This is a genomic window from Marivita hallyeonensis (assembly GCF_900129875.1).
GTDB classification, from domain to species: domain Bacteria; phylum Pseudomonadota; class Alphaproteobacteria; order Rhodobacterales; family Rhodobacteraceae; genus Marivita; species Marivita hallyeonensis.
The window spans coordinates 222,598-246,627 of record NZ_FQXC01000001.1; the positions used below are offsets into that span (position 1 = coordinate 222,598).

A 24,030-nucleotide genomic window follows, 5' to 3' on the forward strand; every position below is an offset into this window, starting at 1 on the left:
GTGGTCAGTCCTGTTCTTCGGGCTCGTCGACGCTGTCTTCGATCAGCTTTTGCAGATCCCCTAGAAAGTACCGCATATGCGCGTTGTCGACGGTGCGCTGCGCCTCGTTTTTCCATGCGTCATAGGCGCTTTTGCGGTCCGCAAAAACGCCGACCACGTGGATTTGTTCTGGGTCCTTGAAGGTATTTTCAGAGGGCGTCACCAGCTCTCCACCGAAGACGATATGCAAGTGCTGCGTCATGGAGCGATCCTATCAAATTGAGCTGCGGCAAGCCTAAAAGCCTGCGCAGGGTGGTCAAGTCACATCAGGGCAGGGTTTGAGTGACCATCGTCTTGATCGTGCGGGCGTGATCCGGCGCGGCGGCTCTCAGATCATCGGTCAGGCTGCGTGCGTGATCCAGAAGGCTTTCGCCCTCGACAATCGCGTCGATCAGACCCCAGGTCAGCGCGTCTTCGGTGCTGATCTTTTGCCCGGCGAGCAGGATCATCTTGGCACGCGACGGCCCGACAAGGGCCACCAGTCGGGCCGGATCGGACGGTTGCGGCAGAAAGCCGAGCTTCATCACCGGGTAGAAGAACTTCGTGCCCGGCACTGCAATGCGCAGATCGCAGGCCAGAACCATGCCCATGGCACCGCCTGCAGCCGTCCCGTTCAGCGCCGAAATGGTGAGCCCGGGATGGCGCGCGATGGCACCGGACAGCCGTTCCCACAAGGGGCTGAGGGCGAGGCCGGCTTTGGCGGCGTCAAGATCCGCACCGGCAGAGAACACCTTGCCGATGCCCGTCAGGATCACGGCCCGCGCCGAACGCGCCTCCTCGACCCCGACGCAAAGAGCTTCCAGCATTTCGGCGGTCAGCGAATTGGCTTTGTCGGGCCGGTTGATCGTCAGCGTGCAAATGTCGCCGTCTTGCGTAACTTCGATCACGTCAGTCCCACCTTCTTGCGGATATCTTCGTCGCGTAGCGAGATCTCTTCGCCGAGGTAGCCATCCGCCTCGGACCCGCACATCCACAGAAGTGCCTTGGCGGGCCAATCTGCCGGGATGTGGTCGGACCAGTCCAATTGACTGACGGGATTGATGCCGCTGGCCTTGATTTCTTTCTGCATCTGCGTGGCAACCGTACCGGGCGACAGACCCATCGCGCGGATGCCCTTGTCGCCCATTTCCTTGTGCAAGCAGCGCGTGAGCATCGCGGCCCCGGCCTTGGACGCGCAGTAATGCGACCACCCCTCGACCGGTCCATGCGCGGCGCCGGAACTGACCGTGAGCACAGTTCCGCCACCCGCCCGCTGCATCACGGGTAAAGCTGCGCGCATACCATGAAAGACGCCCTTGAGGTTGATGTCGATGACCTGTCCCCAGCTTTCGGGATCGGCGATCTCCATTCGGGCGATGGGTTCGATCACGCCCGCGTTGTTGATGAGGATATCCAGCCCGCCGAACGCCGTGACGCAGTTTTCGACAGCCTTGTCGACTTCCCAGTACCGGCTGATGTCACAAGGGATGGCAACCGCCTGTTGGCCGATCTCACCCGCGAGGTCGGCGATTGCATCGGCGCTGCGTGCCACAAGCGCGACATTGGCCCCGGCATGGGCGAATACGCGCGCTGCTTCGGCCCCGATTCCCCGGCTGGCCCCGGTAATCAGTACGGTTTTCCCGGTCAAATCGGTCATGGCTCTCCTCCTTGTGATAGGTTCAGTGCTACTGCGCCCGCTCAGTGGGGTCCACCCACTTGACCCCGTTCTGGTGGCGTCGGAAGCTGCAAGCGGGAATTTGACCAAAAGGATACCGCCATGACGCGTCTTGCCACTTCCACCGCTTTAGCGCTCTGCCTTGGCGCGTCACCGGCACTGGCGGACCTGACCGCACAAGAGGTCTGGGATAGCCTCGAATCCGCGCTTGTGGGTTTTGGATACACCGTGACGGCGACCGAGGACCCGTCCTCCGACGGGTTGGATGTGCGCGAAATCCGGATGGTGTTCGCCTTGCCGGACGATATCGGAGAGGCCTCGGCCACGGTCCCGCTGATCGAATTAACAGAGAATGGCGACGGGTCCGTCGATATGGCCTTCCCGCAGGCCATGCCGATCACCGTCCTGGCCGAAGCGCCGAACGGAGAATCGCAGCGCACCGTCATGGTATACGACAACGCGGACCTGACCGTGACTGTGAGCGGCGAGACAGACAATCTTGTTTATGACTTCACCGCGACCGAGGTGTCGTTGAGCATCACCGAGATGGAGGTGGATGGCAGTTCCATCATGACAGACGATGCGCGGTTCCGGATCTCCACGTCGGACGTCGCGGGCAATGCAACAACCAAGACCGGTGCGGGCCAGCCGACCGAGATCACGCAGACGATCCAAATGGGGCAGCTGTCCTACGACATTGCCATGCCGGACGAAGACACTGGTGAACTCGCGGTCATCACCGGGGCACTGCAATCCGTGACCATCGACAGCACGTCGACGCTTCCCGCCGGGTTCAACGCGGGCGACGTCATGATGACAGGGCTCAAGGCGCGCGCCGACATGACATATGCCAGCGGGGCGTCCCGGTTCAGCATTCCCGACGACCTGGGCGTGACAACCCTGACCTCGCAAAGCGCGTCCGGGGCCTTCAATCTGGCCATGGCAGACGGGTCATTGACCTACGATATTTCTGGCAAGGATATCGCCTATGTCGCGACGACCTCGGATTTCCCCCTGCCGATCAATCTCGAAGCGTCGGAAATGGCTCTGCGCTTCACCATGCCGACAGAGGCCTCTGAGTCGCCGGAAGACGTCGCGCTTGCCTTGACGCTGGGCGGGGTCACGCTGTCGGATCAATTGTGGAACATCTTCGACGCCGGCGGGGTGCTGCCGCGCGATCCGGCAACGGTCGTTCTTGATCTGTCAGGTCAGGTCACACCCAAGGTGTCATTCAGCGATCCGGAGTCGATTGCGGCGGGGCAGGTCCCGGCTGAGTTGAACGCGTTGCAGCTTAACCAGCTCCAGATCAACATTGCTGGCGCGGAACTCTTGGGCACCGGCTCCTTCACCTTTGACAATTCGGATCTCGAAACCTTTGGCGGCATGCCGAAACCGACCGGGTCCGCGACGTTCGGTCTACAGGGCGGCAACGCGCTGATCGACAAGCTGATCGCGATGGGGCTGATGACAGCCGAAGACGCGATGGGCGCGCGCATGATGATGAGCATGTTCGCCGTTCCCGCCGATGGGCCGGACAGCCTGACCTCGACTATCGAGGTGAACGATCAGGGCCATGTTCTGGCCAACGGGATGCGGATTCAGTAGGCCACCGCCGGTTCGGCCTTCGGCGTCGAACACGGAAATTTACGAATTGCTGCGAAGTTTCGCCAATATTCCGTCCTAGACCTCGGGTCCCAGGATGGAGTTTGAGAATGGCGTTACTTTCCTTCGACGGCAATCTGGTCGCGCAGGTGAACTCGTTCAACGACGATGGCCTTGGTGGAACCAACATTGAGGTTGACGACGTTGCAGATCTCGATGGCAATGGGAACCCGTACTACAACGCAACCGACACCATCCTGATCGAGATCGACGACACGGATATCGACGCCAACGGTGAGTTCATCGAAGCCGGTGCCGACGGCAAGATCACCGTCCTGTCGATCAAGGTGAACGGCGTTGAACTCCTCTCATCTCCGGACTACATCAAGTTTGGGGGTGGGTCCATCACGGAAATGGGCGATGCCTATTTCTTCGTTGAAGGGCTGAAGCTCGCCTTCCTGTCGCCGGTTGTCGGATCGACTTTCGAAGATGCAACTGTTCAGAACGGCAAACTGACGCTCAACGTCCCGGAGCAGACCGGTGACTACGACCTCAATGAAAGCGGACAGGTCGATGGTGGGACCGCCGAAGAAGGCAACGGTGTCTTCAACATCTACACGTCAAACGTGGTGTGTTTCGTCAAAGGCACGCTCATCAAGACACCTACGGGCGACGTGCCAATCGAAAGACTGAAGCAAGGCGATCTGGTCGAAACACTGGACGGCCCGCCTCAGCCAATCCAGATGATCGTGCGTCAGTCTCTCGACTTTGCACATGGCAACGACACGCTTAAGCCGATTGAATTCAAGCCGGGCAGCCTTGGCGTCGGAAAGCCGAACCGCACGCTCAGTGTCTCGCCCCAGCACCGGATTCTCATAACTTCGCCTGAGCCCGTCGCGGGGAAGGGCGCATCTGCAACCTTGGTCGCTGCGAAAGGTCTTCTGCATCATCGCGGCGTCCGCCAGAAACGAGGGTGCAAATCGGTGGAATACTTTCATCTCGTGTTCAGCAAGCACGAGGTAATCTTCTCCGAAGGCGTCGCGACCGAGTCCTTCTTTCCCGGACGGGTTGCCATGGGAACGCTCAGCCCTGCCGCCAAGCGCGAATTCTTCGCCCTGTTCCCGAATTTCGCCCCCGTAAGTGATCAACAGCAGACCCCGGCGCGTCAGTTGTTAAGGGCGGGCAAGGCGCAAAAAACCTTTCCGAGGGGACGGACGGTCGAAGCCATCAATGGTCCGCGCAGCGCAATCTCCACCGTGGCCCACTGAAGCTTCAGTCAGTGCTGCCTTCCTTACCTGCGCAGTGCAGGTAGCCCGACGCCCGTGCTTTCGAACCCGCCGTCTGCCGCGATGATCTGGCCGGTGACATAGGACGCCTTGTCCGAGCAGAGAAATGCAATCACCTCAGCGATTTCGCGTTCCGAGCCATATCGGTTCAGCGGGATCGCATCGTGATACGCGTCGATGATCTCCTGTGTATGAACGGCCATGGCCAGCTTTGTGCGCACAGGGCCGGGACAGACGCAGTTCACGCGAATACCGTGTTCCCCAAGTTCGGCCGCGTGTTGCTTGGTCAGCTGGATCACGGCGGCCTTCGATGTGCCATAGGCCACCCGCAGGGTCGACGCGCGCAGTCCGCTGATGGACGCGATGTTGACGACGCTGCCCTTGGTTTCCGTCAAGGATGGAATGGCCGCCTGGGTACACAGAAATGTGCCGTCGAGGTTGGTTTGCATCACCCGTCGCCACATGGCGAAGTCGGTGTTGTTGACGGGACCGAATTCGGCAATGCCCGCATTGTTGACAAGCGCGTCGACGCGTCCGGACCACGCGAGCGTGCGTTCAAAGATCGCGGTCACATCGTCGGGTTTCGAGATGTCGAGGTCCAGAAGCAGCGTGTCGGGCAGGTCTTTGTGCAGGTTGAGTTCGTCGGTGTCCCAATCCACGATTGCCACGCGCAAGCCCTCCTCAAGGAACAGTTTCGCGGTGGCCAACCCGATGCCGCGTGCGGCACCGGTGACGATTGCGCATTTCTGGGTCATCTCATCCCTCCCTTTTTGCAGGGTTTTGGATGAGCCGAAGGAGAATGTCACCCCGCCATGAGATCCGGCAGGTCGCCGTTCAATCCTGCCGCTTCGCGGATGAAGGTGCGCCGCGCCGCCGGGATCGCGTTCAGCGCGGCCATGCCAAGGTCGCGGCCCGCGCGCAGGATCGGATTGTCGTTCGAGAACAGCCGGTTGAACACATCCGTCGCGGTGGCGAGAGTCGCGGTGTCGAAGCGCCGCCACTGCTCGTAGCGCGCCAGCACCAGCGGGCTGGCGAAATCCTCACCGCGCCGTGCGGCGTGGCTGATGACATGGGCCAGCGCAGCCACATCCCGCAACCCGGCGTTCAGACCCTGACCCGCAATCGGGTGCACCCCGTGCGCCGCATCACCGACCAGCGCAACGCGATCCGCGACGAAATTATTCGCGACAGTGAGGCCCAGGGGGTAGGTAAATCGCTCTCCTGCGAGTGAGATCTCTCCAAGGAAATCGCCGAAGCGCGGGCGCAGGACAGTGAGGTAGTCCTCTTCCGGCAGCGCATTGATCTCTGCCGCCAATTCGCTGCGTTCGCTCCACACGATCGAGGAGCGGTTGCCCGACAGCGGCAAAATGGCAAGCGGACCGGCAGGCATGAAAAACTGATGCGCGACGCCGTTATGCGGTTTCTCATGCGCGATGGCGCACACGAGCGCGGTTTGACCATAGTCCCAACCGGTGCGGCGAATGCCTGCGCGGGTCGCCGTTCCGCTGCGCCGCCCATCCGCGCCGACGATCAAGCGCCCCTGCAGGACGTCGCCCGACGCCAGCGTCACACTTGCGCCGGATGGTGTCACCGACTGTGCGACGACAGTCTGGTCAGGCATATGCGTGATACGGTCGTTCTCCGCCATCGCGGCCAGCAGCGCGCGACGCAGGTAGCGGTCCTCGAGCATGTGGCCCATCGGGCCTTCCTCGATCTCGGCACTTTGGAAATGCAGCCCAAGGAATACCTCGGCATCGCCAGCGCGACCGTCGCTCACCTTGATTTCGTTCATCGGTTGCGCGTTTGGCTGCAGGTCTTTCCAAAGCCCAAGCGCGTCCAGCATTCTCACCGACGCGAGCGCCAACGCGTAGGACCGCCCATCGAAATTGTCGCTGCGCCGCGCGCCTTCGGGTTGTGCATCGATCACGGCGTTTGTCAGCCCGGATTGCGCCGCCGCCAGCGCCAAAGCCGGGCCATTCAGACCGCCGCCAACTATCAGAAGATCAAAGGTTTTGCTCATACCCGAGATATGGATGCGCAACCCGGATTGTCCATGCGCCCCTCTGCCGCTACCGTCTGGCTTAACACGGGCAGGGGATACGAGAGATGCACGATTGGCAAAAGATGACCGCCGCAGAACTTGGACGCGGGATCGGGGCAGGCGAGATCGATCCGGTCGAGTTGACCGAAACCTATCTGTCCGCCATCGACGCGCATGAGCATCGCGACCGCATTTACGCGCGCCTCACACCTGAACGCGCAAGGGCCGAAGCGCGCGCCGCGCAAGACCGCGCGCGATTGAACCTTCGCCGGTCCCCGCTCGATGGCGTGCCGATTTCATGGAAGGACCTGTTCGATACGGCGGGCGTTGTGACCGAAGCCGGGTCGAAGTTGTTGGAAGGTCGGACACCCGCCGAAGACGCAGAGGTCTTGATTAACGCCACGCATCAGGGGTTGGTCTGCCTTGGCAAAAGCCACCTGAGCGAGCTTGCTTTCTCTGGTCTTGGGGTGAACCCGAAAACGGCCACGCCACCGAATATCAACGATCCCGATGCGGCACCTGGTGGGTCGTCCTCGGGCGCGGCGACCTCGGTTGCGTTTGGTCTGGCGCCCGCAGGTATCGGGTCAGACACGGGCGGTTCGGTGCGTGTTCCAGCCGCCTGGAACGATCTGGTCGGTCTGAAAACCACCTCTGGCGTGCTGAGCCTGAAAGGTGCCGTGCCGCTGGCTGCGCGGTTCGACACGGTCGGGCCGCTGTGCCGATCGGTCGAAGATGCGGCACTTCTATACACCGCGATGAATAACGACCGCGCCGTCGATCTGGCCTCGGTGTCGCTCAAGGGCACACGCCTTGCCGTTCTCACGACAACCGCCTTCGACGACATCCGCGATGCGCCGAAAGCCGCCTTCGACTCCGCTATATCCCGGTTCCGCGATGCCGGGGCGGTGATTGTCGAGATCGCCGTTCCCGAAGTGGCCGAGGCCATGACCCTCGCCCCGATCCTGTATGGCTGCGAGACCTACGGCACATGGAAAGACGTGATCGAAGCCAACCCCGACACCATGTTCAGCGAAATCCTGGCGCGGTTCCGGACGGGCAAAGACTTCACCGGGGCCGATTACGTGGCCGCGTGGCACAAGCTTGACGCCTATCGGGCTGCCTATCTGGACGCAACAACGCCCTTCGACGCCGTGCTTTGCGCGACAAGTCCCATCACGCCGCCCAACGTCGAACGGTTGATGTCGGACAGCGACTATTACGTCACCGAAAACCTGCTGACGCTGCGAAATACACGGATCGGCAATCTGATAGGGCTATGTGCGTTGACGCTGCCGACCGGCACGCCGTCCTGCGGCGTGTCTCTCATGGCGCATCCTCACGCGGAACGGCGACTTTTGCGGCTTGGAAAAGCGGCAGAAGAGGCGTTGGCCTGAAAGCCACAACCGCCTGACAAGCGTGCGCTTTTTCTGGACGCACCGCCGCTGCCTCTGTAGTTTGGCTGAAAACAGGGCGTCAACGATCCTGAACCTGAGGCAGTAATGGTCATGTTTCCCGAGCGGTTTTCGAACCTACCGGCTTATGCGTTCCCGCGTCTGCGCGCTCTTTTGGACGTGCATGAACCGGGTGGCCCGGTGGTTCACATGACCATCGGAGAGCCGAAACACGCCTTTCCGCCGTGGATTTCCGAGATCCTGTCGCAAAATATCGCCGGGTTTAACAACTATCCGCCGAACGAAGGCACGCCCGAACTGCGCCGGGCTATCGCCGACTGGGTGCAGACGCGCTATGGCGTAAAGCTTGATCCCGACACCCAGATCATGGCGCTGAACGGCACGCGCGAAGGGCTCTACAATGCAGGCATGGCGCTGTGTCCCGAGACGAAAAACGGCGAAACGCCCGCCGTTCTGATGCCGAACCCGTTCTATCAGGTCTACCTGATCTCCGCGATTTCGGTGGCAGCGGATCCGGTGTTCGTGAACGCGACCGAGGAAACGGGGCATTTGCCGGACTTCGAAAGCGTTCCCGAAGACGTGCTGAAGCGCACGGCGCTTGCCTACATCTGTTCACCCGCAAACCCGCAGGGCGCGGTAGCCGACCGCGACTATTGGGAACGGCTGATCGCTTTGGCCGAGAAGCACGATTTCCAGATCCTCGCGGACGAATGCTACTGTGAAGTCTATCGCGACACGCCGCCGGTTGGCGCTTTGCAGGTTGCGCAGGAGATGGGCGCGGACCCGGAGCGTGTGGTCATTTTCCATTCGCTGTCGAAGCGGTCAAACCTGCCGGGGCTCCGGTCGGGTTTCGTGGCAGGCGGGCCGGAAACGCTGAAACAGATCCAGCAGTTGCGCAATTACGCAGGCACGCCGCTGCCTCTGCCGTTGCAAGCAGTGGCCGAAACCGTCTGGCGCGACGAGGCGCATGTTGTCGAGAACCGCAAGCTTTATGCCGAGAAGTTCGACATGGCTGACCGCATCTTCGGCAACGTGCCGGGCTATCGCTCGCCGCCCGCAGGGTTTTTCCTGTGGCTGCCGGTCGACGATGGAGAGGCGGCGGCACTGAAATTGTGGAAAGAGACAGGCGTCCGGGTGCTGCCCGGTGCGTACCTGTCGCGAGACACCGAAGCCGGCAACCCCGGCCAAGGCTATATCCGGGTCGCCCTTGTGGCCCCGAAAGACGAAACCAAACGTGGCCTGACGCAGATCAGGGACTGCCTTTACGGCAGTGAAGACCAATAAAGAGGCGAGACATGGCATATCAGGCGCGGGGGCGGGACCCCTTGTTCGACAGCAACATGCAGGCGGCGATCGAGAAGCGTGGCAAAGAGCTTGCGGGCTTTGTGCTGATGGCGCTGGGCGCCATGGCCGCCGCGATGATCTGGTCCTATTCGCCCGCTGACCCAAGCTGGTTGTCGGCCACGGATGCCCCTGTGCAGAACTGGTTGGGCCGTCCCGGCGCGTCTGTCGCGGCCCCCTTGTTCATGATCGTCGGCTGGGCCAGCTGGGGTTTGGCGCTGGTGCTTCTGGTCTGGGGCGCACGTTTTGCGACCCACAAGGGCGAAGAGCGCGCGCTGAGCTGTCTGATCTTCGCGCCTATCTGGATCGCTCTGGCCGCTATCTACGCCGCCGGTGTGCCCGAAAGCGCAAGCTGGACACATAGCTTTGGCCTTGGCGGACTTTTCGGCGACATGATGATGGGATCGGTCCTGACAATCCTGCCGCTTGGAACCACGTTCGCACTGAAGCTGATGACGCTCCTCCTCGGCGGTGTTGTCCTGGCCATGGGGGCCTTTGTTCTTGGCTTCACGCGGGCGGAGGTTGCCCGGATTGCCCGGTTCCTTCTGGTGGGTGTGATCATGGTCTACGCCACGCTTCTGTCTGTCTTGGGCAAAGGGGCGAGCGGTGCGGTCAGCGCGGCGCGCCAGCTGCAGGAGAAGAATGCAGAACGCCGAGCCTTGCGCGCGCAGGAAGAGGCCGAGGCCGCCGAATGGGCCGCAGCGCATGCCGCCATCCCCGCCGAACCTCGCGTGACCCGGGTTGCCCCGCGCGCCCCGGACGACGCGTTTATCGACGACGGCTTCGCCGAAGCGCCCGCACCACAGAAAACCGGCTTCCTGTCCAAGATGCCCTCGCTCATCCGCCGCACTGATCCTGAACCGGAACTGATCGACAACGAGCTTTTTGGTGAGTTACCGGAAACACTGCCCGGCGATGATCGTGTTCGCGCGAAGATCGCCGACGCGATCAAGTCGCGCGTGCGGCAGAACCCGGCGGTGACCTCGGCATCGGTGGCACCCTTGACCAAGGGGCGGGGCCGCGGCCCCGATCCGCTGATCATTCAGCCGAAAGGCCTGCCGCCCGAACCCCCGCTGACAGCGCGTGCCGCAGCACCGGGCCGGGCAGAGCCGCCCGTGACCGCACCGAAACAGGCTTTCGTGCCGCAGCCCGAGCCAGAAGAAAACATCTTCGATGATATGACGGATTGGGACGATTACGGCGACGCGCCCGCGACATTCGCGCCCGTGCCGCCTGTCCCGTCCGCGCCGACGCAGGCCAAGAAGGTCGTGCAACAGCCGCAGCGTAAGCCTTTGCAGCCCTCCAAACGCGCGCAGCAAGAGGCGCAACCGCAACTGCAATTCGAAGACAAGGTTGTCGATTACGAATTGCCTCCGCTCGGCCTGCTCATGGATCCGGCCAATATCGAGCGCCATCACCTGAGTGACGAAGCGCTGGAAGAGAACGCGCGGATGTTGGAGGCCGTGCTGGATGACTATGGCGTCAAGGGCGAGATCGTGTCGGTCCGCCCGGGTCCGGTTGTCACCATGTACGAGCTGGAGCCTGCGCCGGGCCTGAAAGCGTCCCGCGTGATTGGCCTTGCTGACGATATCGCGCGATCGATGTCCGCGCTCTCCGCGCGTGTCTCGACCGTCCCGGGCCGCTCCGTCATCGGGATCGAACTCCCGAACGAAAACCGCGAGATGGTCAGTTTCCGCGAAATCCTGTCCACCCGCGATTACGGTGACGGCACGCAGAAACTGCCGCTCGCACTTGGCAAGGACATCGGCGGCGACCCGGTGGTCGCGAATCTCGCCAAGATGCCTCACCTCCTGATCGCGGGGACCACGGGCTCCGGTAAGTCGGTCGCGATCAACACGATGATCCTGTCGCTGCTCTACAAACTGTCCCCCGCCGATCTGCGCCTCGTGATGATCGACCCCAAGATGCTCGAACTCAGCGTCTATGACGGCATTCCGCACCTCCTCAGCCCGGTTGTGACCGACCCGAAAAAGGCGGTTGTCGCGCTGAAATGGGTCGTGGGCGAGATGGAAGACCGCTATCGCAAGATGTCCAAGATGGGCGTCCGCAACATCGACGGCTACAACAGCCGCGTCGCCGACGCGTTGTCCAAGAACGAGATGTTCGAGCGGACGGTGCAAACCGGCTTCGACGACGAAACCGGCGAGCCGATCTTCGAGACCGAGGAAATCCAGCCGGTGAAGATGCCGTACATCGTCGTCATTGTGGACGAGATGGCTGACCTCATGATGGTCGCAGGCAAAGAGATCGAGGCCTGCATCCAGCGCCTCGCGCAGATGGCTCGTGCCAGCGGCATTCACCTCATCATGGCCACCCAGCGCCCGTCGGTCGATGTCATCACCGGTACGATCAAGGCCAACTTCCCGACGCGGATCAGTTTCCAGGTCACGTCGAAGATCGACAGCCGCACGATCCTTGGTGAGATGGGCGCGGAGCAACTTCTGGGGCAAGGCGACATGCTCTACATGGCGGGCGGCGCCAAGATCACCCGCTGCCACGGGCCCTTTGTATCCGATGAAGAGGTCGAGGAAATCGTCACCCACCTTAAGGCCTTCGGGCCGCCGGAATACGTCTCCGGCGTGGTGCAAGGTCCCGATGACGAAAAGGCCGACAATATCGATGCCGTGCTGGGTCTCAACACCGGCGGCAACACCGACGGCGAAGACGCGCTTTACGATCAGGCGGTGGCCATCGTCATCCGTGATCGCAAATGTTCGACCTCCTACATCCAGCGCAAGCTTGCTATCGGCTACAACAAGGCCGCGCGTCTGGTCGAGCAGATGGAGGACGAGGGCGTCGTTTCAGCCGCCAACCACGTCGGCAAGCGCGAGATTCTCGTGCCCGAGCAGTAGGGTGGGTTTCTAACCCACCTTCCCCTGCCAAATCGGCGAAATTCCCCGCTGCTATCGCATAACAGCGCGTCCGCTGCCATATAGGATCAAAGACGACCCGAGCAGACTGGACCCGACCTATGCGCCTTTTCGCCTTACTGACCGCTCTGATGTTGACTGCGCTGCCTGCGATGGCACAGCAGATCCCGCTGAACGCGCTGTCGAATTACCTCAACCAGCTCACCAGCGCCGAGGGCAGTTTCACCCAGATCAATGCGGACGGCACCATCTCCACCGGAACGATCTACCTGCGCCGCCCCGGCAAGGTGCGGTTCGAATACAATCCGCCCGAACAGGCGCTTGTCATGGCGAACAATGGCGCGGTGGTGGTCTTTGACCGTAAATTGCGCGGAGAGCCGGAAACATACCCGCTCAATCGGACACCCCTTGGGCTGATCCTTGCCCGCAACGTCGATCTGTCGCGCGCGAACATGGTGGTGGCGCACGGCTATGACGGCACCGCGACCACCGTTACGGCACAGGACCCCGAGAACCCGGAATACGGCAGCATCCAACTCGTCTTCACGGGCAACCCGGTCGAACTGCGCCAATGGATCATCACCGACGATGCCGGTGGTCAGACGACGGTGATCCTCGGCGCGCTGGAGCGCAAACAGCTGTCGAACCGGCTTTTCAATATCGAGCAGGAGCGGAACGCGAACCGCTGATCAGAAGCTGCTTCTGAGGAAGTCGATGGCGACCCGCACCTTGTTGGGCGGGTTGTTCCGGCTCGGTCAGGTCGGCGGCGGGGTCGTTCAATTCTGTTGGGCCGCCGCCCTTGCCGAATGAGTAGAGCAGGCACGGATAAAAGAGCGTGTCGGGTTAACAATCGGTTAAATGGCAGCATCCCTGTCCCAATGTTTCGCGCGCGAAACATTGGGGCCGGATCGGACCTATCGGCGGACCCGGCAGGTCGCCAGTTGCCCGCGGTACAGCACCGACCGTGCCGCGACCTCGTCCGCCACCCGCAAGAGCCAGGCTTTGCTATTGTAGCTGCCCCGCGCGAACCCGGTGCGCCCCTCGTGGTAGGCCAGGTACTGGTTGCGCGCATCGTTCATCGAAATGCCCAGACGGCGGTTCGACTCCGCCATGTACCACCCCATGAAATCCGCCGCATCGTTGATGTCGTTCCGACGCGCGCGGAATTTGCGCTGGTCGTCCACATATTCCTGCCATGTCCCGTCCAGCGCCTGACTATAGCCAAAGGCCGAGCTTTGCCGCCCCATCGGGATCACACCAAGGGTGTAGCGAAAAGGCGTCCGGGCATCGGACTTGAATTTGCTCTCCTGATACATCGACGCCATCTGCACGTGCACCGGCACGCCCCATTTGCGTTCCGCCGCACGAAAGGCACGCATGTATCCGGGGCGCTGCTGCAGGATGGAGCAGGCATTATCAAGGTTTCGGGGCGCCGATGTGCCGCCGCCGCCCCCGCAAGAGGCCGCCAACAGGACAATCACCAAGGCGCGAAAGAATCTGCTCATGGGCCTCTCGCATATATCTCGAAGGCGGTTTTCCGCCTTTCGTTTAAACTTTAGTGTACCTGAAAGCCGACATATGGGAAATCACAATTCCAGACGTCAGCAAGGCGCCGCCGCGCGATACCGGCCCCTGTCGCCGAGGGCTGCACAGACTGTTTCCATGAAAATCCGACCGAGAAATGGACAATATGTCGAAAATCAGGCAGTTATATGGCAACGGAAGGGACTCATGATCAGACAACGCGCAAAATACAACATCGGTCAGGTGGTACGCCATCGCAGGCACCCCTTTCGAGGTGTTGTCTTCGACGTGGACCCTGAATTCAACAACACCGAAGAATGGTACGAGGCCATTCCCGAGGACAGCCGACCTGCGAAAAAGCAGCCGTTCTACCATCTTCTGGCGGAAAACGAGCAAAGCTTTTACGTGGCTTATGTCTCGGAACAGAACCTCATTGCCGACTATTCCGGGGAACCGGTGGAACATCCCGACGTGCCGGACCTGTTCGGCGCGTTCGAAGACGGAAGCTACGAACTCCATTTCCAGTACAACTGATCTCTCTCAGTTTGCCACGTTGCGTTACCAGTCAGGGCTCCCGTTCGGGAGCCCTTTGTTCATGCGGCTTTGAGAAGATCGATGAACCGGTCGATCTCTTCGTCGGCAATTGACCAATCACAAACAAGCCGTCCTCGCGCGGGCTCTTCGCCTGAGGTGTAGTAGACCGCGCCGTTCGACTGAAGATGGTCATGCAGCGCGCGCGGCGCGGTGAAGAAGATCATGTTGGCTGTCACGTCGTTGACGATCCGCACATCAGGATTCTGCGCAATACCGCGATGCAGCCGCGCGGCCTTGGCGTTGGCCCGGCGTGCCAGGTCAAGCCACAGGTCGTCCCGCAGGTAGCCTGCCATCTGGGCCGACAGATAGCGGTGCTTGGAAAACAGATGCCCGCCGCGCTTGCGCCTGTGCTCGAATTCCTGCGCTTGATCCGAGTCGAAAAAGATCACCGCCTCGACGCCCATCAACCCGTTCTTGGTGCCGCCGAACACTGCGACATCGACACCCAGCTTCCACGTCATTTCCGCCGGGCTGCAGTCCAAAGCGGCGATGGCGTTGGCAAAACGCGCCCCGTCCAGATGGACCGGCAGGTCATAGGCATGCGCCGTTTCGCAGAGAACACGCAGGTCCTCGAGCGAGTAGACATTGCCCATCTCGGTGACCTGCGTGATCGACACCGCAGCGCGCCGGGGCCCGTGCACACCGCGGTTGCCTTGCGTCAGGATCGCCGCCTCCAGATCGGCCTTTGTCATCCGGTCAGCGCCTTTCGTCAGGGTCAGCTTCGCGCCGCCGGTGTAGAATTCGGGCGCGTTGCACTCGTCCTCTTCGATATGCGCAACCGGCGCACAGAAAATCGCGTCGAACGGTTTGACCAACGACGCAAGCGCCAGGGAATTCGCGGCGGTGCCAGTGGCCACCAGATAAACGGCAGCGTCGGGCGCTTCGAACAGATCGCGGAGCCGCTGGCGCACTTCGTCCATCATCGCATCGGCGCCGTAGCCCAGGGTGTAGCCCTGATTGGCTTCGGCAAGCGTGTCCAGAATGGCCTGCGGGACGGGTCCGCTGTTGTCTGAGGCAAAAAACATCAGGTCGGTTCCTCGATAATGTGGTCTTCCCAATCGTCTTCGTGCACTTCGAATTCGGGGACTGTCCGGTCTTTCACCGACACGCCAGCGTCATGGACCGACTGTGCCGTCCCCGAGATCAGCGGATGCCAGTCATAAAGCGGCTTGCCTTCCCACACGAGCCGGTAGGCGCATGTCTGCGGCATCCAGTAGGCATGGCTGTCGATGTTCGTGGGCTTCAGCACAATGCATTCCGGCACGAACTGGTGGCGGATCTCGTACTGTGCACAGCGACAGGTGCTGTCGTCGAACAGGCGGCAGGCGACGCGCGTCAGTTCGACATGCCCGGTCTCTTCGTCTTCCAGCTTGTTGAGGCAGCATTTCCCGCAACCGTCGCACAGCGCTTCCCACTCTTTCTCGGACAACTCTGTCAGCGCCTTGCGCTCCCAGAACCGTGGCGAGAGTCCGTGCCTGTCGATCGGGTCGGCGCTCATAGCTCCCACAGGAGCGTGCGGGCCTCGGCGCAATCGGCGTCCATCTGGTGGATCAGCGCTTCAAGGCTGTCGAACTTTTCTTCGGGCCGCAGGAAATCCACCAGCGCAACGGAGAGCGTCGCGCCGTAAAGGTCACCGGTGAAGTCAAAGATGAAGGTTTCCAGATTGGCGCGGTTCTCGCCAAACATCGGGCGCACACCCATCGACGCGGCGCCGTGGTACGTTCCTTTGTGTGGGCCGTCGAGCACGTCGACAATCACGGCATAGACGCCGAATTTCGGTGGGTGCAGGCCGTCGATCGACATGTTCGCGGTGGGGTATCCCAGTTCGCGTCCCCGCTGTTCGCCTCCGATCACCGGTCCTTCGATGCGGTGCCAGTGCCCCAGCATCTCGGCTGCGATGCGCGGTTTGCCGTCAGACAACGCTGCGCGGATGGCGGTCGAGGAGACGGCGCCTGCTGTTCCGCTTATGATCTCGGCGATGGTCACGCCAAAGCCCATCGCGTCGCCGAACGCCACCAGGTCGTCTGCGGTTCCGGTGCGGCCTTTGCCAAAGCAGAAATCCGCGCCCACCACGACATGTGTCAGACCCAGCCCGTCGGAGATGACCTTGCGCGCGAAGTCTTCGGGCGACAGACCGGCGAGCGCGGCGTTGAAATTGAGTTCATACAGATGAGTGACGCCCAGTTTGCTCAGCCGTGTGGCGCGGGCCTCGGCATTCATCAGGCGGAAGGGCGGCGCGTCCGCTGCGAAATACTCGCGCGGGTGAGGTTCGAAGGTCAGCACACCCAGCGGCGCGTGCGGGGCGGCCTTGCGGGCGATGTCGATCACCGCCTGATGGCCGCGATGCACGCCATCAAAGTTGCCGATGGCAACGGTCGCCCCTTTGTCTTCCGGCGAAACGTACTGGTAATCCCGAACGATTTTCATGCGGCAGGACTAGCGGGCGTGTCGCAGCAGTGCAATCCCTGCGGCGGGATGTTCCGTGGACGGAACATCGCGGACGCGCCTTCGCATCCGAAACGCGCCTCAGGCGCGGTGCGTCTCCGTTGGCGGAGACGGCCGGATGCGGTGACGCATCCGGTTCCCGGTCAGTCGAACTTGCGCGACGGGGCTAGGACCTTGGCCTCTCCGATGAGGACTTTCTTGCCGTCCACGGAGCAATGGCAATCGAGTGTCACGCGGCGTTTGGCGAAGTCGATATCCACCACCTTCACCTCGGCATAGACGACGTCGCCCGGGCGCACAGGTGCGAGGAACTTGAGCGTCTGGCCCATATAGACGGTGCCGTGACCGGGCAGCTGTTCACCGATGACCGCAGAGATCAGGCCAGCGGTGAGCATGCCATGGGCAATACGGCCTTCGAAAATGGTGTCCTGCGCGTAATCATCATCGAGATGAACCGGGTTCCGGTCGGTCGAGACCTGGGCGAACAGTTCGATATCCATATCGGTCACCTCTTTGCGCAGGTGACGGGACATACCCATTTCGATGTCTTCGATGCAGATCGTTCCGCGTGGCAGATTGTCCAACATGTTGCACTCCAGGCTGATTGGGTAGGTAATAAAAGTTAGCTTACCGCCCGTTTCTTGCAACTTTATTACTTTGCGCGCGCAGAAAATCAAGTGTCTGTTTGCCGCGCTTCGTCGATTTGTTGCGCCGGAGATGCGCTTTTCTCAGCGTCTTCCCACAATGATCTCAGGACTTTACCCTGTCCGGTGAAGCGCGCGTCCAAAGCGTCGCAGGACCAAAGTCGGTCAGAGCGGAAATGGCGGAACCCGCCGCGCAATTCGCACCAGGCGGCAAGAATCACGCATTCGACATGGTAGATCATGACCAAGGGGCGGATGACCCGTTCGGTTTCCACACCCGCGCTGTTGCGGTAGGTTATGCGCAGCTTGCGCTCTTCCCGGATGGCGTCACGCAACATGCCTTTCGACACGCAACCCAGCGATGGGTCATCCTGTGGCGCGCCGAAGGGGACGACGCTGATCCACGGCGCACCGTCGCGCAGGGTTTCGATCTTGTTGCAGACCCTGCGCGCGGCGTCTTGCAGGGCTCCGTCGCCGGTGCGCGCGAGCATCGACAATCCGACGGTCAATGCCTCGAGCTCTTCCTGATCGAAGTTGAGCGGGGGCAGGTCATAGCCTCGGCGCATGATGTAGCCGATGCCCGACTCGCCCTCGATGGGTGTGCGCATCGCCTGAAGGGCGGCCACGTCGCGGTAGATCGTGCGCGTGCTGACTTCCAGCCGCTCCGCAAGCTGTGCGGCGGTCATCGGTTTGCGCGCGGTGCGTAAAAGCTGGATGACTTCGAAAAGGCGTGTGGTGCGTTGCATGTCAGTCCCCGGAAGACGTGCTGACAGTGTAGCATCCCCTGCTGACAGCAGTCTGTCAGGGGTGATGCGTTTGTCTGCCGATCTGTACCGATTGGGAGACATCGACATGTCGTATTACGATCAAGCCGTCATGATGGAACTTGCGCTGGGGCGATGGAGCTCCGCCCGCCCACAGAACCGCCGTGTGCGACAAAGGCCGGTGCAGCGGGGGACCTACTACCTGGGGTATTTCTGGCTGGATTGATCCGCCTACCGCAGGAAGCCGATGCTGAATTGCGGAGAGATGCCTTCCTTGGCGAGGTAGGCGTTCAGTTTTTCCGGGTCCGGCTGGGTGTCAGTGCCGGTTTCTTGCGCTGCAAGCCCACCGGTGATGAAGAGCGCGTCTATGTCTTCGCCCATCGCGCCATCGATGTCCGTGTGCGCGCCGTCGCCGATGGCGAGGATTCGGGACGTGTCCACATCCACATCGAGTGCCGCGATGCGGCGGCGGGCGAGGTCATAGATCGGCGGGTGCGGTTTGCCGAAGTAAAGGCTTTCGCCGCCCATCTCCGTGTAAAGTTTAGCCAGTGCACCGGCGCACCATTCGCGCGTATCGCCGCGATCGACGACGATATCCGGGTTGGCGCAGAGCAGTTTCAGACCCTTCTGCTTTGCGTAGAGAAACTGCGGTCGGTTCACTGCCGGATCAGCGTGCGGATCAAACGGGCCGCAACACACGATCCCGTCGGCGTCTTCAAGGTCGACGCGGGTGATGTCGACGGGGTCGTCGATGAGCTCCAATGGATCAAAGAAGGTCTCGTCGAAAGGTTGGCCCATGAACCAGACCTTTGTGCCCACCGCGCCTCGGAACATCGCAGCGCGGGCGCTGTCGCCGCTCGTGGCGATGCTGTCATAGGCCTCTTCGGGCACGTTCAGCCGTTTGAGTTGCTTGGCCACCTCGTGGCGCGACCGGGGAGCGTTGGTCAGCATGACAACCGTCCCGCCGCCTTTGCGAAACCCTTTGAGAGCCGCGACCGCTTCGTCATAGGCTGTCACACCGTTGTGCACACAGCCCCAGAGATCGACAAGCAGCACGTCGTAGCGATTGGCGATATCGGCAAGAGATGAGATGATCTGGGTCATGGGGGCTCCTCTGGTCAGTGCTTGGATAACGCAGATGCGTGATGGCGTAACCCCTGAACGTGGAGGATTGATCCCTTGCCTTGCGTCACACAGGATTCGGGGATGAACTTGCTTTGGCACGTGCGCAGTTTCATCGGGTTGGGTGCGGTTTTTGCGGCTCTGTCGGAGCTATGGTTCTATCCGGTCGCGGATGTCGCACAGCTAGCGGTGATGGTGGGGTTTTACGCTATTGCGGCGCACCTGTCCGTCTTGACCGTGGCGGTGCTTGGCGGGGGCGGCGCGTTGGCATGGTACCTTGCCGCCGTTCTAGTCGGAGTCCTGGTCGAAGGCATCCCGGTGTTCGAGCTGTTCTCGGCGCTGCCCTTTTCGCTTTTGTGGACGAGCATTGCGTGGCACGGGCTTGTGTCAGGGCTCATCGGGGTCAGGCTCTATCGGTGGGCCTTGGCGCGAGGGGCTGTGGCTTTTGTGGCCATGAACATCGTCTTCGGCGCGGCGTTGGGGATTTGGGGTGCGTATTTCTGGACCGCTGAACCAGTGGGGATGCGGTACGCCGAGCAATTGCCGTGGGCGTGGGGCCTCTTCTTTGCCGGGCATGTCATTTTGCCCGAGGGCCGGGTGCCGCGGCGGATGGCGTGGCCTGTTCTGTGGATGCTGGCGGGATTGGTCGCGTTCGGCTTCGTTGCCGGAACCGTCGTCGCGGTGGGCCTGCTCGCGGTGCTTTTGCCGCTTCTATGCGCGCTTACCCTGCTCGCGGTGCGCGGAGTTCAGAGCGAAGCGCCGCTATGGCCGGAGTTTCGCGTGACGCAGGCTTGGGCGGCGGGGCTGATGCCGCTGTCGGCTTTTGCGCTTTATACCTTGTGCGCCAATCAGCCTTGGGTGGGCGAGGTCAATTGGATCGCCCTCGTGATGCTTGCTCCGGTGTCACTTGGTCTGCTTGTGCTTTGTGGAGGGCGGGCGGTGACGCGCGGGCAGAGCGGTGGTTAGGGTGTGCGTCCGGCGAGATACCACACCAGCGTTGCGGTCGCGGCCCACGCAAACGGAATCGCGTTCAGCATCGTTCGGAAGGGTTCCTTGCGGGTTTTGTGGCGAAAGCATTGCTGTGCCCACTTCGCGCCGAACCAGCCGCCGATGAAAGACCAAAGCAAAAGGCTGCTTTCGGGAATGCGCCACGCCTGCTGCGTCGCGCGTCGCTTGTCGAAATAGAACGCCACACCCGTGATGACGTTCACGATTACGAACAGCCCGAGCAGGCCGAACACCAAAGTGGTGCCCGGCCTGTTCCAGAGCTCAGACACCAGGTCAGAGCTTCAGATTGGGAATGATCTGTTTCTTACGGCTCACGACACCCGGAAGAACAACACTGTCGCCGTCTGCCTGCGCGTCGAAGCTCTTGGCAGCGACGGTTTTCACAAGCTCGTTAGGGACGAGCAGTGTGGATTCCTCGTTGAGGATGTCGACGACGAACAAGAGCACCTGATCAACGCCGTCTTCCTTGGCGACGTCCACCATGGAGGACATCAGGCTGTCCTTTCGGTCGAGGACGGTCTTCGGCGATGTGGTCTCGAGCACCGAGACGCGGAATTTCGTGCCCTCGACCTCGTATTCCTTGCTGTCCATGCGCAGAAGCTCTGCGTCGGAGAAGGACGAGACGTCGGACTTTGCCGCGAACATCTCGGCGGCGTAGTCCGGGATCGAGACGCCGAGATCTTCGGCCAGCGACCACGCGATGGCCTTGTCTTCCTGCGTTGTGGTCGGCGAGCGGAATTCCAGCGTGTCCGAGAGGATGCAGGACAGCATGGCGCCTTTGATGTTTGTCGGTGCCTGGGCCAGATCGTCGCCGATCATCTTCCACATGATGGTCGCGGTGCAGGCCACCGGTTCGATGCGGATATCGATCGGACCTTTGGTTTCAAGACCGCCCACCAGCTTGTGGTGGTCGATGATGGCGCGGATGTCGGAGCCGTTGATGCCTTCAGGCAGTTCGGCCGGGTTGTTGGTGTCGACGATGACGACAGGCTGATCCGCGTCGACGGACGAGATGATTTCGGGTTTGTCGAGCTTCCAGTGGTCAAGCACGAACGCGGCCTCGGTGTTGGGCTCGCCCAGAAGCACCGGCTTGGCCTCTTCGCCCTTGATCTGGTTGAGGTACCACGCCCAGATGATCGGGCTGCCTGTGCTATCGGTGTCGGGGGATTTGTGTCCGAAAACAAGAGTGGTCATTTCGCGTCTCTGCTCTGCCAGATGTGAAGTCGCGCGCCTTATAGGGCGCGCGTTGGGGCTTGTCACCTGTGGCAGTTTGCGCCGATCCGCGGCAGTCGGGCGACCCTGCGATGACGCAGGGTGGCGGAGCAGTGATGCTCCGCTCTGCCCTAGTTGGCGACCTGTTCGCGAAGGATCGAAGCGGTGAGCGAGATCAGCAGGTAGATGCCCGAGAACACGAGGAACGTCAGAAGCGTGTTCTCGAAGGCGCGCGGATAGCTCGGGTCCTGTGAGGGCAGAGGATAGACCGATGTCGTCAAGTACCGTGCCTGGCTGTCGGCATCGCGGCTGGCCTGATCAAGACGTTCGAGCGCCGCCGCCAGCATCATGTCGCGGGTGGCGAGATCGGCCTCGGCCATCTGGATCTGGACGGCGGTTTCGGCAAGCGATCCGGCATCTTCGGTATGGGCTGTCATCTCAAGGTTGATTTCGTCCTTCAAGGCTTGGAGGCGGCGGATGTCGGCCTGTACACCTTCGACACGGCTTTGGTTCGGTCGCGCGTTGTCGAGGAGCGCCTGAAGCTGCAGGTTCTTGTCCTGAAGCTGTGTCTCCACCGTTTCGATCCGTGCCTGAAGCGCGCCGATGCGGGCCCGTGGATCGAGGACAGAGCTTTCCTGCTGCAGTCGGACAAGCCGTTCCTGTGCTTCACGCCGGGCCATTTCGGCATCCTGCAACCCCTTCTGCGCGTCGCTCACAGCGTTTTCACGCTTGCGGGCCGAAAGGTTGTCGACACGTTCTTCGGCATAGCCGATGAGCGCGTTCGAGAAATCGGTGGCGATCTGCGGATTGGCCGCAGCGACCTCCATCCGGATGACGCCTTCCGTGGGATCGTATCCGATCTGCACGTATTTCTTGTAGAGTTTGAACATGTCCTCGATCGAGGCGTCCGGTTCGAGGCGACGCACCGGGTCCAGCCAATTCTGCGAGAAATGCTCGCGAAAGCCTTCGTCCTCATCAAGCCGCAGCATCGCGTCTTTGGAGGTCAGGTAGCTCTGCACCGCAATCGCGTCCTGGTTGGTGGCGAATTGGGTGCCCGAGAGCAGGCCACCCATGCCACCTGAGGATTCCGCTTTGAGAATCAGGAATTCCGATTTCGACGCGTACATCGGCGTGGCCACCGAGAAGAAGTACCATCCGGCAAGGATCGTGGGGATCATGACGAATGCCGCCAGCCGGGTGAAGAGCAGGCGCAGCCGCATGTTGCGGCGACGGGCCATTTCTTCCTGGATCACCCGAATCTCTTGAGAGCGGCGTTCGGCCGGGCTGCGCGGGTCGGTGGCCGGAAGGTTCTTGGTTTGCGTGGCCACTTTCTGTGGCAGTTGCGCCTTGGCCTTCGGAGCGCTGTCGGTCGTTTCGGATTTGGGGACCATCAGGTCGAGCGCGTTTTCACGCTCGAACGGATCGATGCCCTTGAGCCGGAGCATATACACCGCTTCGTGGTCGGTGTTCGGTTTCAACCCATGGCGATATGCGACGCGACGCGCCATGCGAAGCTGGCGACCGGTGAGGCCTTCTTCGCGAATAGCGGCGAGAGCCTGTTCGACACCGCCGTCTGCGGGACGCTGGATTCGCTCGGTCTTGGGGGCCGATCCGGCATCGACGCTGTGCGAGGTGGGATGACCGGCTGCTGCAGCGGGTCCGCCGGGGGAAACGGGTGTGCTGCGGCGAATGCGGAAGCGTTTAGCTTTGGGTTTCATAGTCATAGAGCTGTTTCGCTTCTTCAAGGGTGTCAAACATGTGAAGCACGCCGTTCTTGAGAACGGCGGCTTGGTTGGCAAATTTCTCAAGCGTTTCGGCCTGGTGGGAGACGATGATCATGGTGCTGGTGCGCATGCGCTCGGCCATGATGTCTCCGATCTTCTGGTTGAACTCCGCATCGGTGTTCAGCGGCATGCCCTCGTCCACGAGGTAGATGTCGAAATCGAGCGCAAGCATGAGAGAAAAGGTGAAGCGGCCGCGCATACCCGAGGAGTATGTGCCAAGGGGCTGGTCGAAATATTCGCCCAGATCGCACAGCCAGCGACAATAGGCTTCGACATAATCGGGATCGAGCCCATAGAGGCGCGCGATAAATCGGGAATTTTCCATCGCCGAGTGCTTGGTGACGACGCCGCCCATGAAACCGAGCGGGAACGACACCCGGCTTGTTTTGCGAATCTCACCTTCGTCGGGTTTTTCCAGACCCGCCATCATCCGGATGAGCGTGGTTTTCCCTGTCCCGTTTGGAGCAAGGATGCCGAGGGACTGGCCCAAATCGACGCGAAACGACGCCTGGTCCAGGATCACCTTACGGTGCGACCCGGTCCAAAACGATTTGCTGACGTTGTCGAATTCCAGCATCGATGCCCCGTTTCACCTCCGCACAGGGATTGCACGGTATGGTTACTCAAGGGTTTAGATTTTGAGTTTGACTGGATTGTGGCCAATCCA

General features: G+C 61.4%; 25 protein-coding genes. 9 read left to right on the forward strand and 16 right to left on the reverse strand.

Going from position 1 to position 24,030, the window contains the following annotated elements; all coding sequences use genetic code 11:
• Positions 1–4: 4 nt before the first annotated feature.
• The 3 genes from BUA42_RS01075 to BUA42_RS01085 form a co-directional block, all read right to left on the reverse strand.
• Positions 5–241 (reverse strand): DUF4170 domain-containing protein, encoded by a 237-nt coding sequence (locus BUA42_RS01075; protein WP_072775858.1) that lies wholly within the window; start codon positions 239–241, stop codon positions 5–7.
• A 64-nt stretch (positions 242–305) separates the two neighbouring features.
• Positions 306–926 (reverse strand): enoyl-CoA hydratase/isomerase family protein, encoded by a 621-nt coding sequence (locus BUA42_RS01080; protein WP_072775859.1) that lies wholly within the window; start codon positions 924–926, stop codon positions 306–308.
• Complete coding sequence (locus tag BUA42_RS01085) at positions 923–1,675, reverse strand: SDR family oxidoreductase (RefSeq protein ID WP_072775860.1); 753 nt, start codon at positions 1,673–1,675, stop codon at positions 923–925. The genes BUA42_RS01080 and BUA42_RS01085 overlap by 4 nt, the downstream gene beginning before the upstream one ends.
• Before the next feature lie 120 nt (positions 1,676–1,795).
• Here BUA42_RS01085 and BUA42_RS01090 point away from each other — a divergent pair, with 120 nt between their 5' ends.
• Positions 1,796–3,298, forward strand: a complete 1,503-nt coding sequence (locus BUA42_RS01090; RefSeq protein ID WP_072775861.1) for a DUF2125 domain-containing protein — start codon at positions 1,796–1,798, stop codon at positions 3,296–3,298.
• Between the two features lie 107 nt (positions 3,299–3,405).
• Complete coding sequence (locus tag BUA42_RS01095; RefSeq protein ID WP_072775862.1) at positions 3,406–4,563, forward strand: Hint domain-containing protein; 1,158 nt, start codon at positions 3,406–3,408, stop codon at positions 4,561–4,563.
• 23 nt (positions 4,564–4,586) lie between these two features.
• Here the strand turns inward: BUA42_RS01095 and BUA42_RS01100 are convergent, their stop codons facing one another.
• Positions 4,587–5,336 carry an SDR family NAD(P)-dependent oxidoreductase gene (locus tag BUA42_RS01100; protein ID WP_072775863.1) on the reverse strand — a complete coding sequence of 250 codons (750 nt, stop codon included), beginning with the start codon at positions 5,334–5,336 and terminating at the stop codon, positions 4,587–4,589.
• Positions 5,337–5,383: 47 nt separating this feature from the next.
• Positions 5,384–6,601, reverse strand: a complete 1,218-nt coding sequence (locus BUA42_RS01105; protein ID WP_072775864.1) for a UbiH/UbiF/VisC/COQ6 family ubiquinone biosynthesis hydroxylase — start codon at positions 6,599–6,601, stop codon at positions 5,384–5,386.
• Between the two features lie 86 nt (positions 6,602–6,687).
• On the opposite strand from BUA42_RS01105, the gene BUA42_RS01110 reads away from it, so the two are divergent.
• The 4 genes from BUA42_RS01110 to BUA42_RS01125 all read left to right on the forward strand — a co-directional run bounded on the left by BUA42_RS01110 (position 6,688) and on the right by BUA42_RS01125 (position 12,955).
• Positions 6,688–8,016 (forward strand): amidase, encoded by a 1,329-nt coding sequence (locus BUA42_RS01110; protein WP_072775865.1) that lies wholly within the window; start codon positions 6,688–6,690, stop codon positions 8,014–8,016.
• Positions 8,017–8,127: 111 nt separating this feature from the next.
• Positions 8,128–9,318: an aminotransferase class I/II-fold pyridoxal phosphate-dependent enzyme gene (locus tag BUA42_RS01115; RefSeq protein ID WP_072776673.1), complete on the forward strand. Its 1,191-nt coding sequence runs from the start codon at positions 8,128–8,130 to the stop codon at positions 9,316–9,318.
• Positions 9,319–9,329: 11 nt separating this feature from the next.
• Positions 9,330–12,248, forward strand: coding sequence for a DNA translocase FtsK (locus BUA42_RS01120; protein ID WP_072775866.1), 2,919 nt, complete (start codon positions 9,330–9,332; stop codon positions 12,246–12,248).
• Between the two features lie 170 nt (positions 12,249–12,418).
• Positions 12,419–12,955, forward strand: coding sequence for a LolA family protein (locus BUA42_RS01125; protein WP_425435011.1), 537 nt, complete (start codon positions 12,419–12,421; stop codon positions 12,953–12,955).
• A 225-nt stretch (positions 12,956–13,180) separates the two neighbouring features.
• Here BUA42_RS01125 and BUA42_RS01130 read toward each other — a convergent pair whose 3' ends face one another.
• Positions 13,181–13,771, reverse strand: a complete 591-nt coding sequence (locus BUA42_RS01130; RefSeq protein WP_072775868.1) for a transglycosylase SLT domain-containing protein — start codon at positions 13,769–13,771, stop codon at positions 13,181–13,183.
• A gap of 226 nt (positions 13,772–13,997) precedes the next feature.
• Between BUA42_RS01130 and hspQ the strand changes: the two genes are divergently transcribed.
• Positions 13,998–14,324: a heat shock protein HspQ gene (gene hspQ / locus BUA42_RS01135; protein WP_072775869.1), complete on the forward strand. Its 327-nt coding sequence runs from the start codon at positions 13,998–14,000 to the stop codon at positions 14,322–14,324.
• 59 nt (positions 14,325–14,383) lie between these two features.
• Here the strand turns inward: hspQ and BUA42_RS01140 are convergent, their stop codons facing one another.
• The 5 genes from BUA42_RS01140 to BUA42_RS01160 all read right to left on the reverse strand — a co-directional run bounded on the left by BUA42_RS01140 (position 14,384) and on the right by BUA42_RS01160 (position 18,219).
• Positions 14,384–15,409 carry a threonine aldolase family protein gene (locus BUA42_RS01140; protein ID WP_072775870.1) on the reverse strand — a complete coding sequence of 342 codons (1,026 nt, stop codon included), beginning with the start codon at positions 15,407–15,409 and terminating at the stop codon, positions 14,384–14,386.
• The gene (locus tag BUA42_RS01145) at positions 15,409–15,882 is read right to left on the reverse strand and encodes a YcgN family cysteine cluster protein (protein WP_072775871.1); all 474 of its coding nucleotides are present in this window, start codon (positions 15,880–15,882) and stop codon (positions 15,409–15,411) included. Before BUA42_RS01145 ends, BUA42_RS01140 begins: the two co-directional genes overlap by 1 nt.
• Entirely contained in the window at positions 15,879–16,811 is a 933-nt protein-coding gene (locus BUA42_RS01150; RefSeq protein WP_072775872.1) for a bifunctional riboflavin kinase/FAD synthetase, read from the reverse strand. Before BUA42_RS01150 ends, BUA42_RS01145 begins: the two co-directional genes overlap by 4 nt.
• 161 nt (positions 16,812–16,972) lie before the next feature.
• Positions 16,973–17,416, reverse strand: coding sequence for a MaoC family dehydratase (locus BUA42_RS01155; RefSeq protein ID WP_072775873.1), 444 nt, complete (start codon positions 17,414–17,416; stop codon positions 16,973–16,975).
• An 86-nt stretch (positions 17,417–17,502) separates the two neighbouring features.
• Positions 17,503–18,219, reverse strand: a complete 717-nt coding sequence (locus BUA42_RS01160) for a helix-turn-helix transcriptional regulator (protein WP_072775874.1) — start codon at positions 18,217–18,219, stop codon at positions 17,503–17,505.
• 106 nt (positions 18,220–18,325) lie between these two features.
• On the opposite strand from BUA42_RS01160, the gene BUA42_RS21035 reads away from it, so the two are divergent.
• Positions 18,326–18,463: a hypothetical protein gene (locus BUA42_RS21035; RefSeq protein WP_178346820.1), complete on the forward strand. Its 138-nt coding sequence runs from the start codon at positions 18,326–18,328 to the stop codon at positions 18,461–18,463.
• Between the two features lie 5 nt (positions 18,464–18,468).
• On the opposite strand, the gene BUA42_RS01170 is transcribed toward BUA42_RS21035, so the two are convergent.
• Positions 18,469–19,341, reverse strand: a complete 873-nt coding sequence (locus BUA42_RS01170; protein ID WP_072775876.1) for a TIGR01459 family HAD-type hydrolase — start codon at positions 19,339–19,341, stop codon at positions 18,469–18,471.
• Between the two features lie 102 nt (positions 19,342–19,443).
• Here BUA42_RS01170 and BUA42_RS01175 point away from each other — a divergent pair, with 102 nt between their 5' ends.
• Entirely contained in the window at positions 19,444–20,325 is an 882-nt protein-coding gene (locus tag BUA42_RS01175; protein WP_072775877.1) for a hypothetical protein, read from the forward strand.
• On the opposite strand, the gene BUA42_RS01180 is transcribed toward BUA42_RS01175, so the two are convergent.
• The 4 genes from BUA42_RS01180 to BUA42_RS01195 form a co-directional block, all read right to left on the reverse strand.
• Positions 20,322–20,636, reverse strand: coding sequence for a DUF1294 domain-containing protein (locus BUA42_RS01180; protein ID WP_245818919.1), 315 nt, complete (start codon positions 20,634–20,636; stop codon positions 20,322–20,324). The genes BUA42_RS01175 and BUA42_RS01180 overlap by 4 nt on opposite strands.
• Before the next feature lie 4 nt (positions 20,637–20,640).
• Positions 20,641–21,561 carry a manganese-dependent inorganic pyrophosphatase gene (locus BUA42_RS01185; protein ID WP_072775879.1) on the reverse strand — a complete coding sequence of 307 codons (921 nt, stop codon included), beginning with the start codon at positions 21,559–21,561 and terminating at the stop codon, positions 20,641–20,643.
• A 149-nt stretch (positions 21,562–21,710) separates the two neighbouring features.
• The gene (locus BUA42_RS01190) at positions 21,711–23,303 is read right to left on the reverse strand and encodes a KpsE/RkpR family capsule polysaccharide export protein (RefSeq protein WP_072775880.1); all 1,593 of its coding nucleotides are present in this window, start codon (positions 23,301–23,303) and stop codon (positions 21,711–21,713) included.
• A complete protein-coding gene (locus BUA42_RS01195; RefSeq protein ID WP_072775881.1) occupies positions 23,281–23,940 on the reverse strand; it encodes an ABC transporter ATP-binding protein in 660 nt (219 codons plus the stop codon). The genes BUA42_RS01190 and BUA42_RS01195 overlap by 23 nt, the downstream gene beginning before the upstream one ends.
• Positions 23,941–24,030: the final 90 nt, after the last annotated feature.

Coding starts and splice junctions, on each gene's coding strand:
- BUA42_RS01075 (WP_072775858.1), bottom strand. CDS start 241: ATGACGCAGCACTTGCATATCGTCTTCGGTGGAGAGCTGGTGACGCCC.
- BUA42_RS01085 (WP_072775860.1), bottom strand. CDS start 1,675: ATGACCGATTTGACCGGGAAAACCGTACTGATTACCGGGGCCAGCCGG.
- BUA42_RS01090 (WP_072775861.1), top strand. CDS start 1,796: ATGACGCGTCTTGCCACTTCCACCGCTTTAGCGCTCTGCCTTGGCGCG.
- BUA42_RS01095 (WP_072775862.1), top strand. CDS start 3,406: ATGGCGTTACTTTCCTTCGACGGCAATCTGGTCGCGCAGGTGAACTCG.
- BUA42_RS01100 (WP_072775863.1), bottom strand. CDS start 5,336: ATGACCCAGAAATGCGCAATCGTCACCGGTGCCGCACGCGGCATCGGG.
- BUA42_RS01105 (WP_072775864.1), bottom strand. CDS start 6,601: ATGAGCAAAACCTTTGATCTTCTGATAGTTGGCGGCGGTCTGAATGGC.
- BUA42_RS01110 (WP_072775865.1), top strand. CDS start 6,688: ATGCACGATTGGCAAAAGATGACCGCCGCAGAACTTGGACGCGGGATC.
- BUA42_RS01115 (WP_072776673.1), top strand. CDS start 8,128: ATGTTTCCCGAGCGGTTTTCGAACCTACCGGCTTATGCGTTCCCGCGT.
- BUA42_RS01120 (WP_072775866.1), top strand. CDS start 9,330: ATGGCATATCAGGCGCGGGGGCGGGACCCCTTGTTCGACAGCAACATG.
- BUA42_RS01125 (WP_425435011.1), top strand. CDS start 12,419: ATGGCACAGCAGATCCCGCTGAACGCGCTGTCGAATTACCTCAACCAG.
- BUA42_RS01130 (WP_072775868.1), bottom strand. CDS start 13,771: ATGAGCAGATTCTTTCGCGCCTTGGTGATTGTCCTGTTGGCGGCCTCT.
- hspQ (WP_072775869.1), top strand. CDS start 13,998: ATGATCAGACAACGCGCAAAATACAACATCGGTCAGGTGGTACGCCAT.
- BUA42_RS01140 (WP_072775870.1), bottom strand. CDS start 15,409: ATGTTTTTTGCCTCAGACAACAGCGGACCCGTCCCGCAGGCCATTCTG.
- BUA42_RS01145 (WP_072775871.1), bottom strand. CDS start 15,882: ATGAGCGCCGACCCGATCGACAGGCACGGACTCTCGCCACGGTTCTGG.
- BUA42_RS01150 (WP_072775872.1), bottom strand. CDS start 16,811: ATGAAAATCGTTCGGGATTACCAGTACGTTTCGCCGGAAGACAAAGGG.
- BUA42_RS01155 (WP_072775873.1), bottom strand. CDS start 17,416: ATGTTGGACAATCTGCCACGCGGAACGATCTGCATCGAAGACATCGAA.
- BUA42_RS01160 (WP_072775874.1), bottom strand. CDS start 18,219: ATGCAACGCACCACACGCCTTTTCGAAGTCATCCAGCTTTTACGCACC.
- BUA42_RS21035 (WP_178346820.1), top strand. CDS start 18,326: ATGTCGTATTACGATCAAGCCGTCATGATGGAACTTGCGCTGGGGCGA.
- BUA42_RS01170 (WP_072775876.1), bottom strand. CDS start 19,341: ATGACCCAGATCATCTCATCTCTTGCCGATATCGCCAATCGCTACGAC.
- BUA42_RS01175 (WP_072775877.1), top strand. CDS start 19,444: ATGAACTTGCTTTGGCACGTGCGCAGTTTCATCGGGTTGGGTGCGGTT.
- BUA42_RS01185 (WP_072775879.1), bottom strand. CDS start 21,561: ATGACCACTCTTGTTTTCGGACACAAATCCCCCGACACCGATAGCACA.
- BUA42_RS01190 (WP_072775880.1), bottom strand. CDS start 23,303: ATGACTATGAAACCCAAAGCTAAACGCTTCCGCATTCGCCGCAGCACA.
- BUA42_RS01195 (WP_072775881.1), bottom strand. CDS start 23,940: ATGCTGGAATTCGACAACGTCAGCAAATCGTTTTGGACCGGGTCGCAC.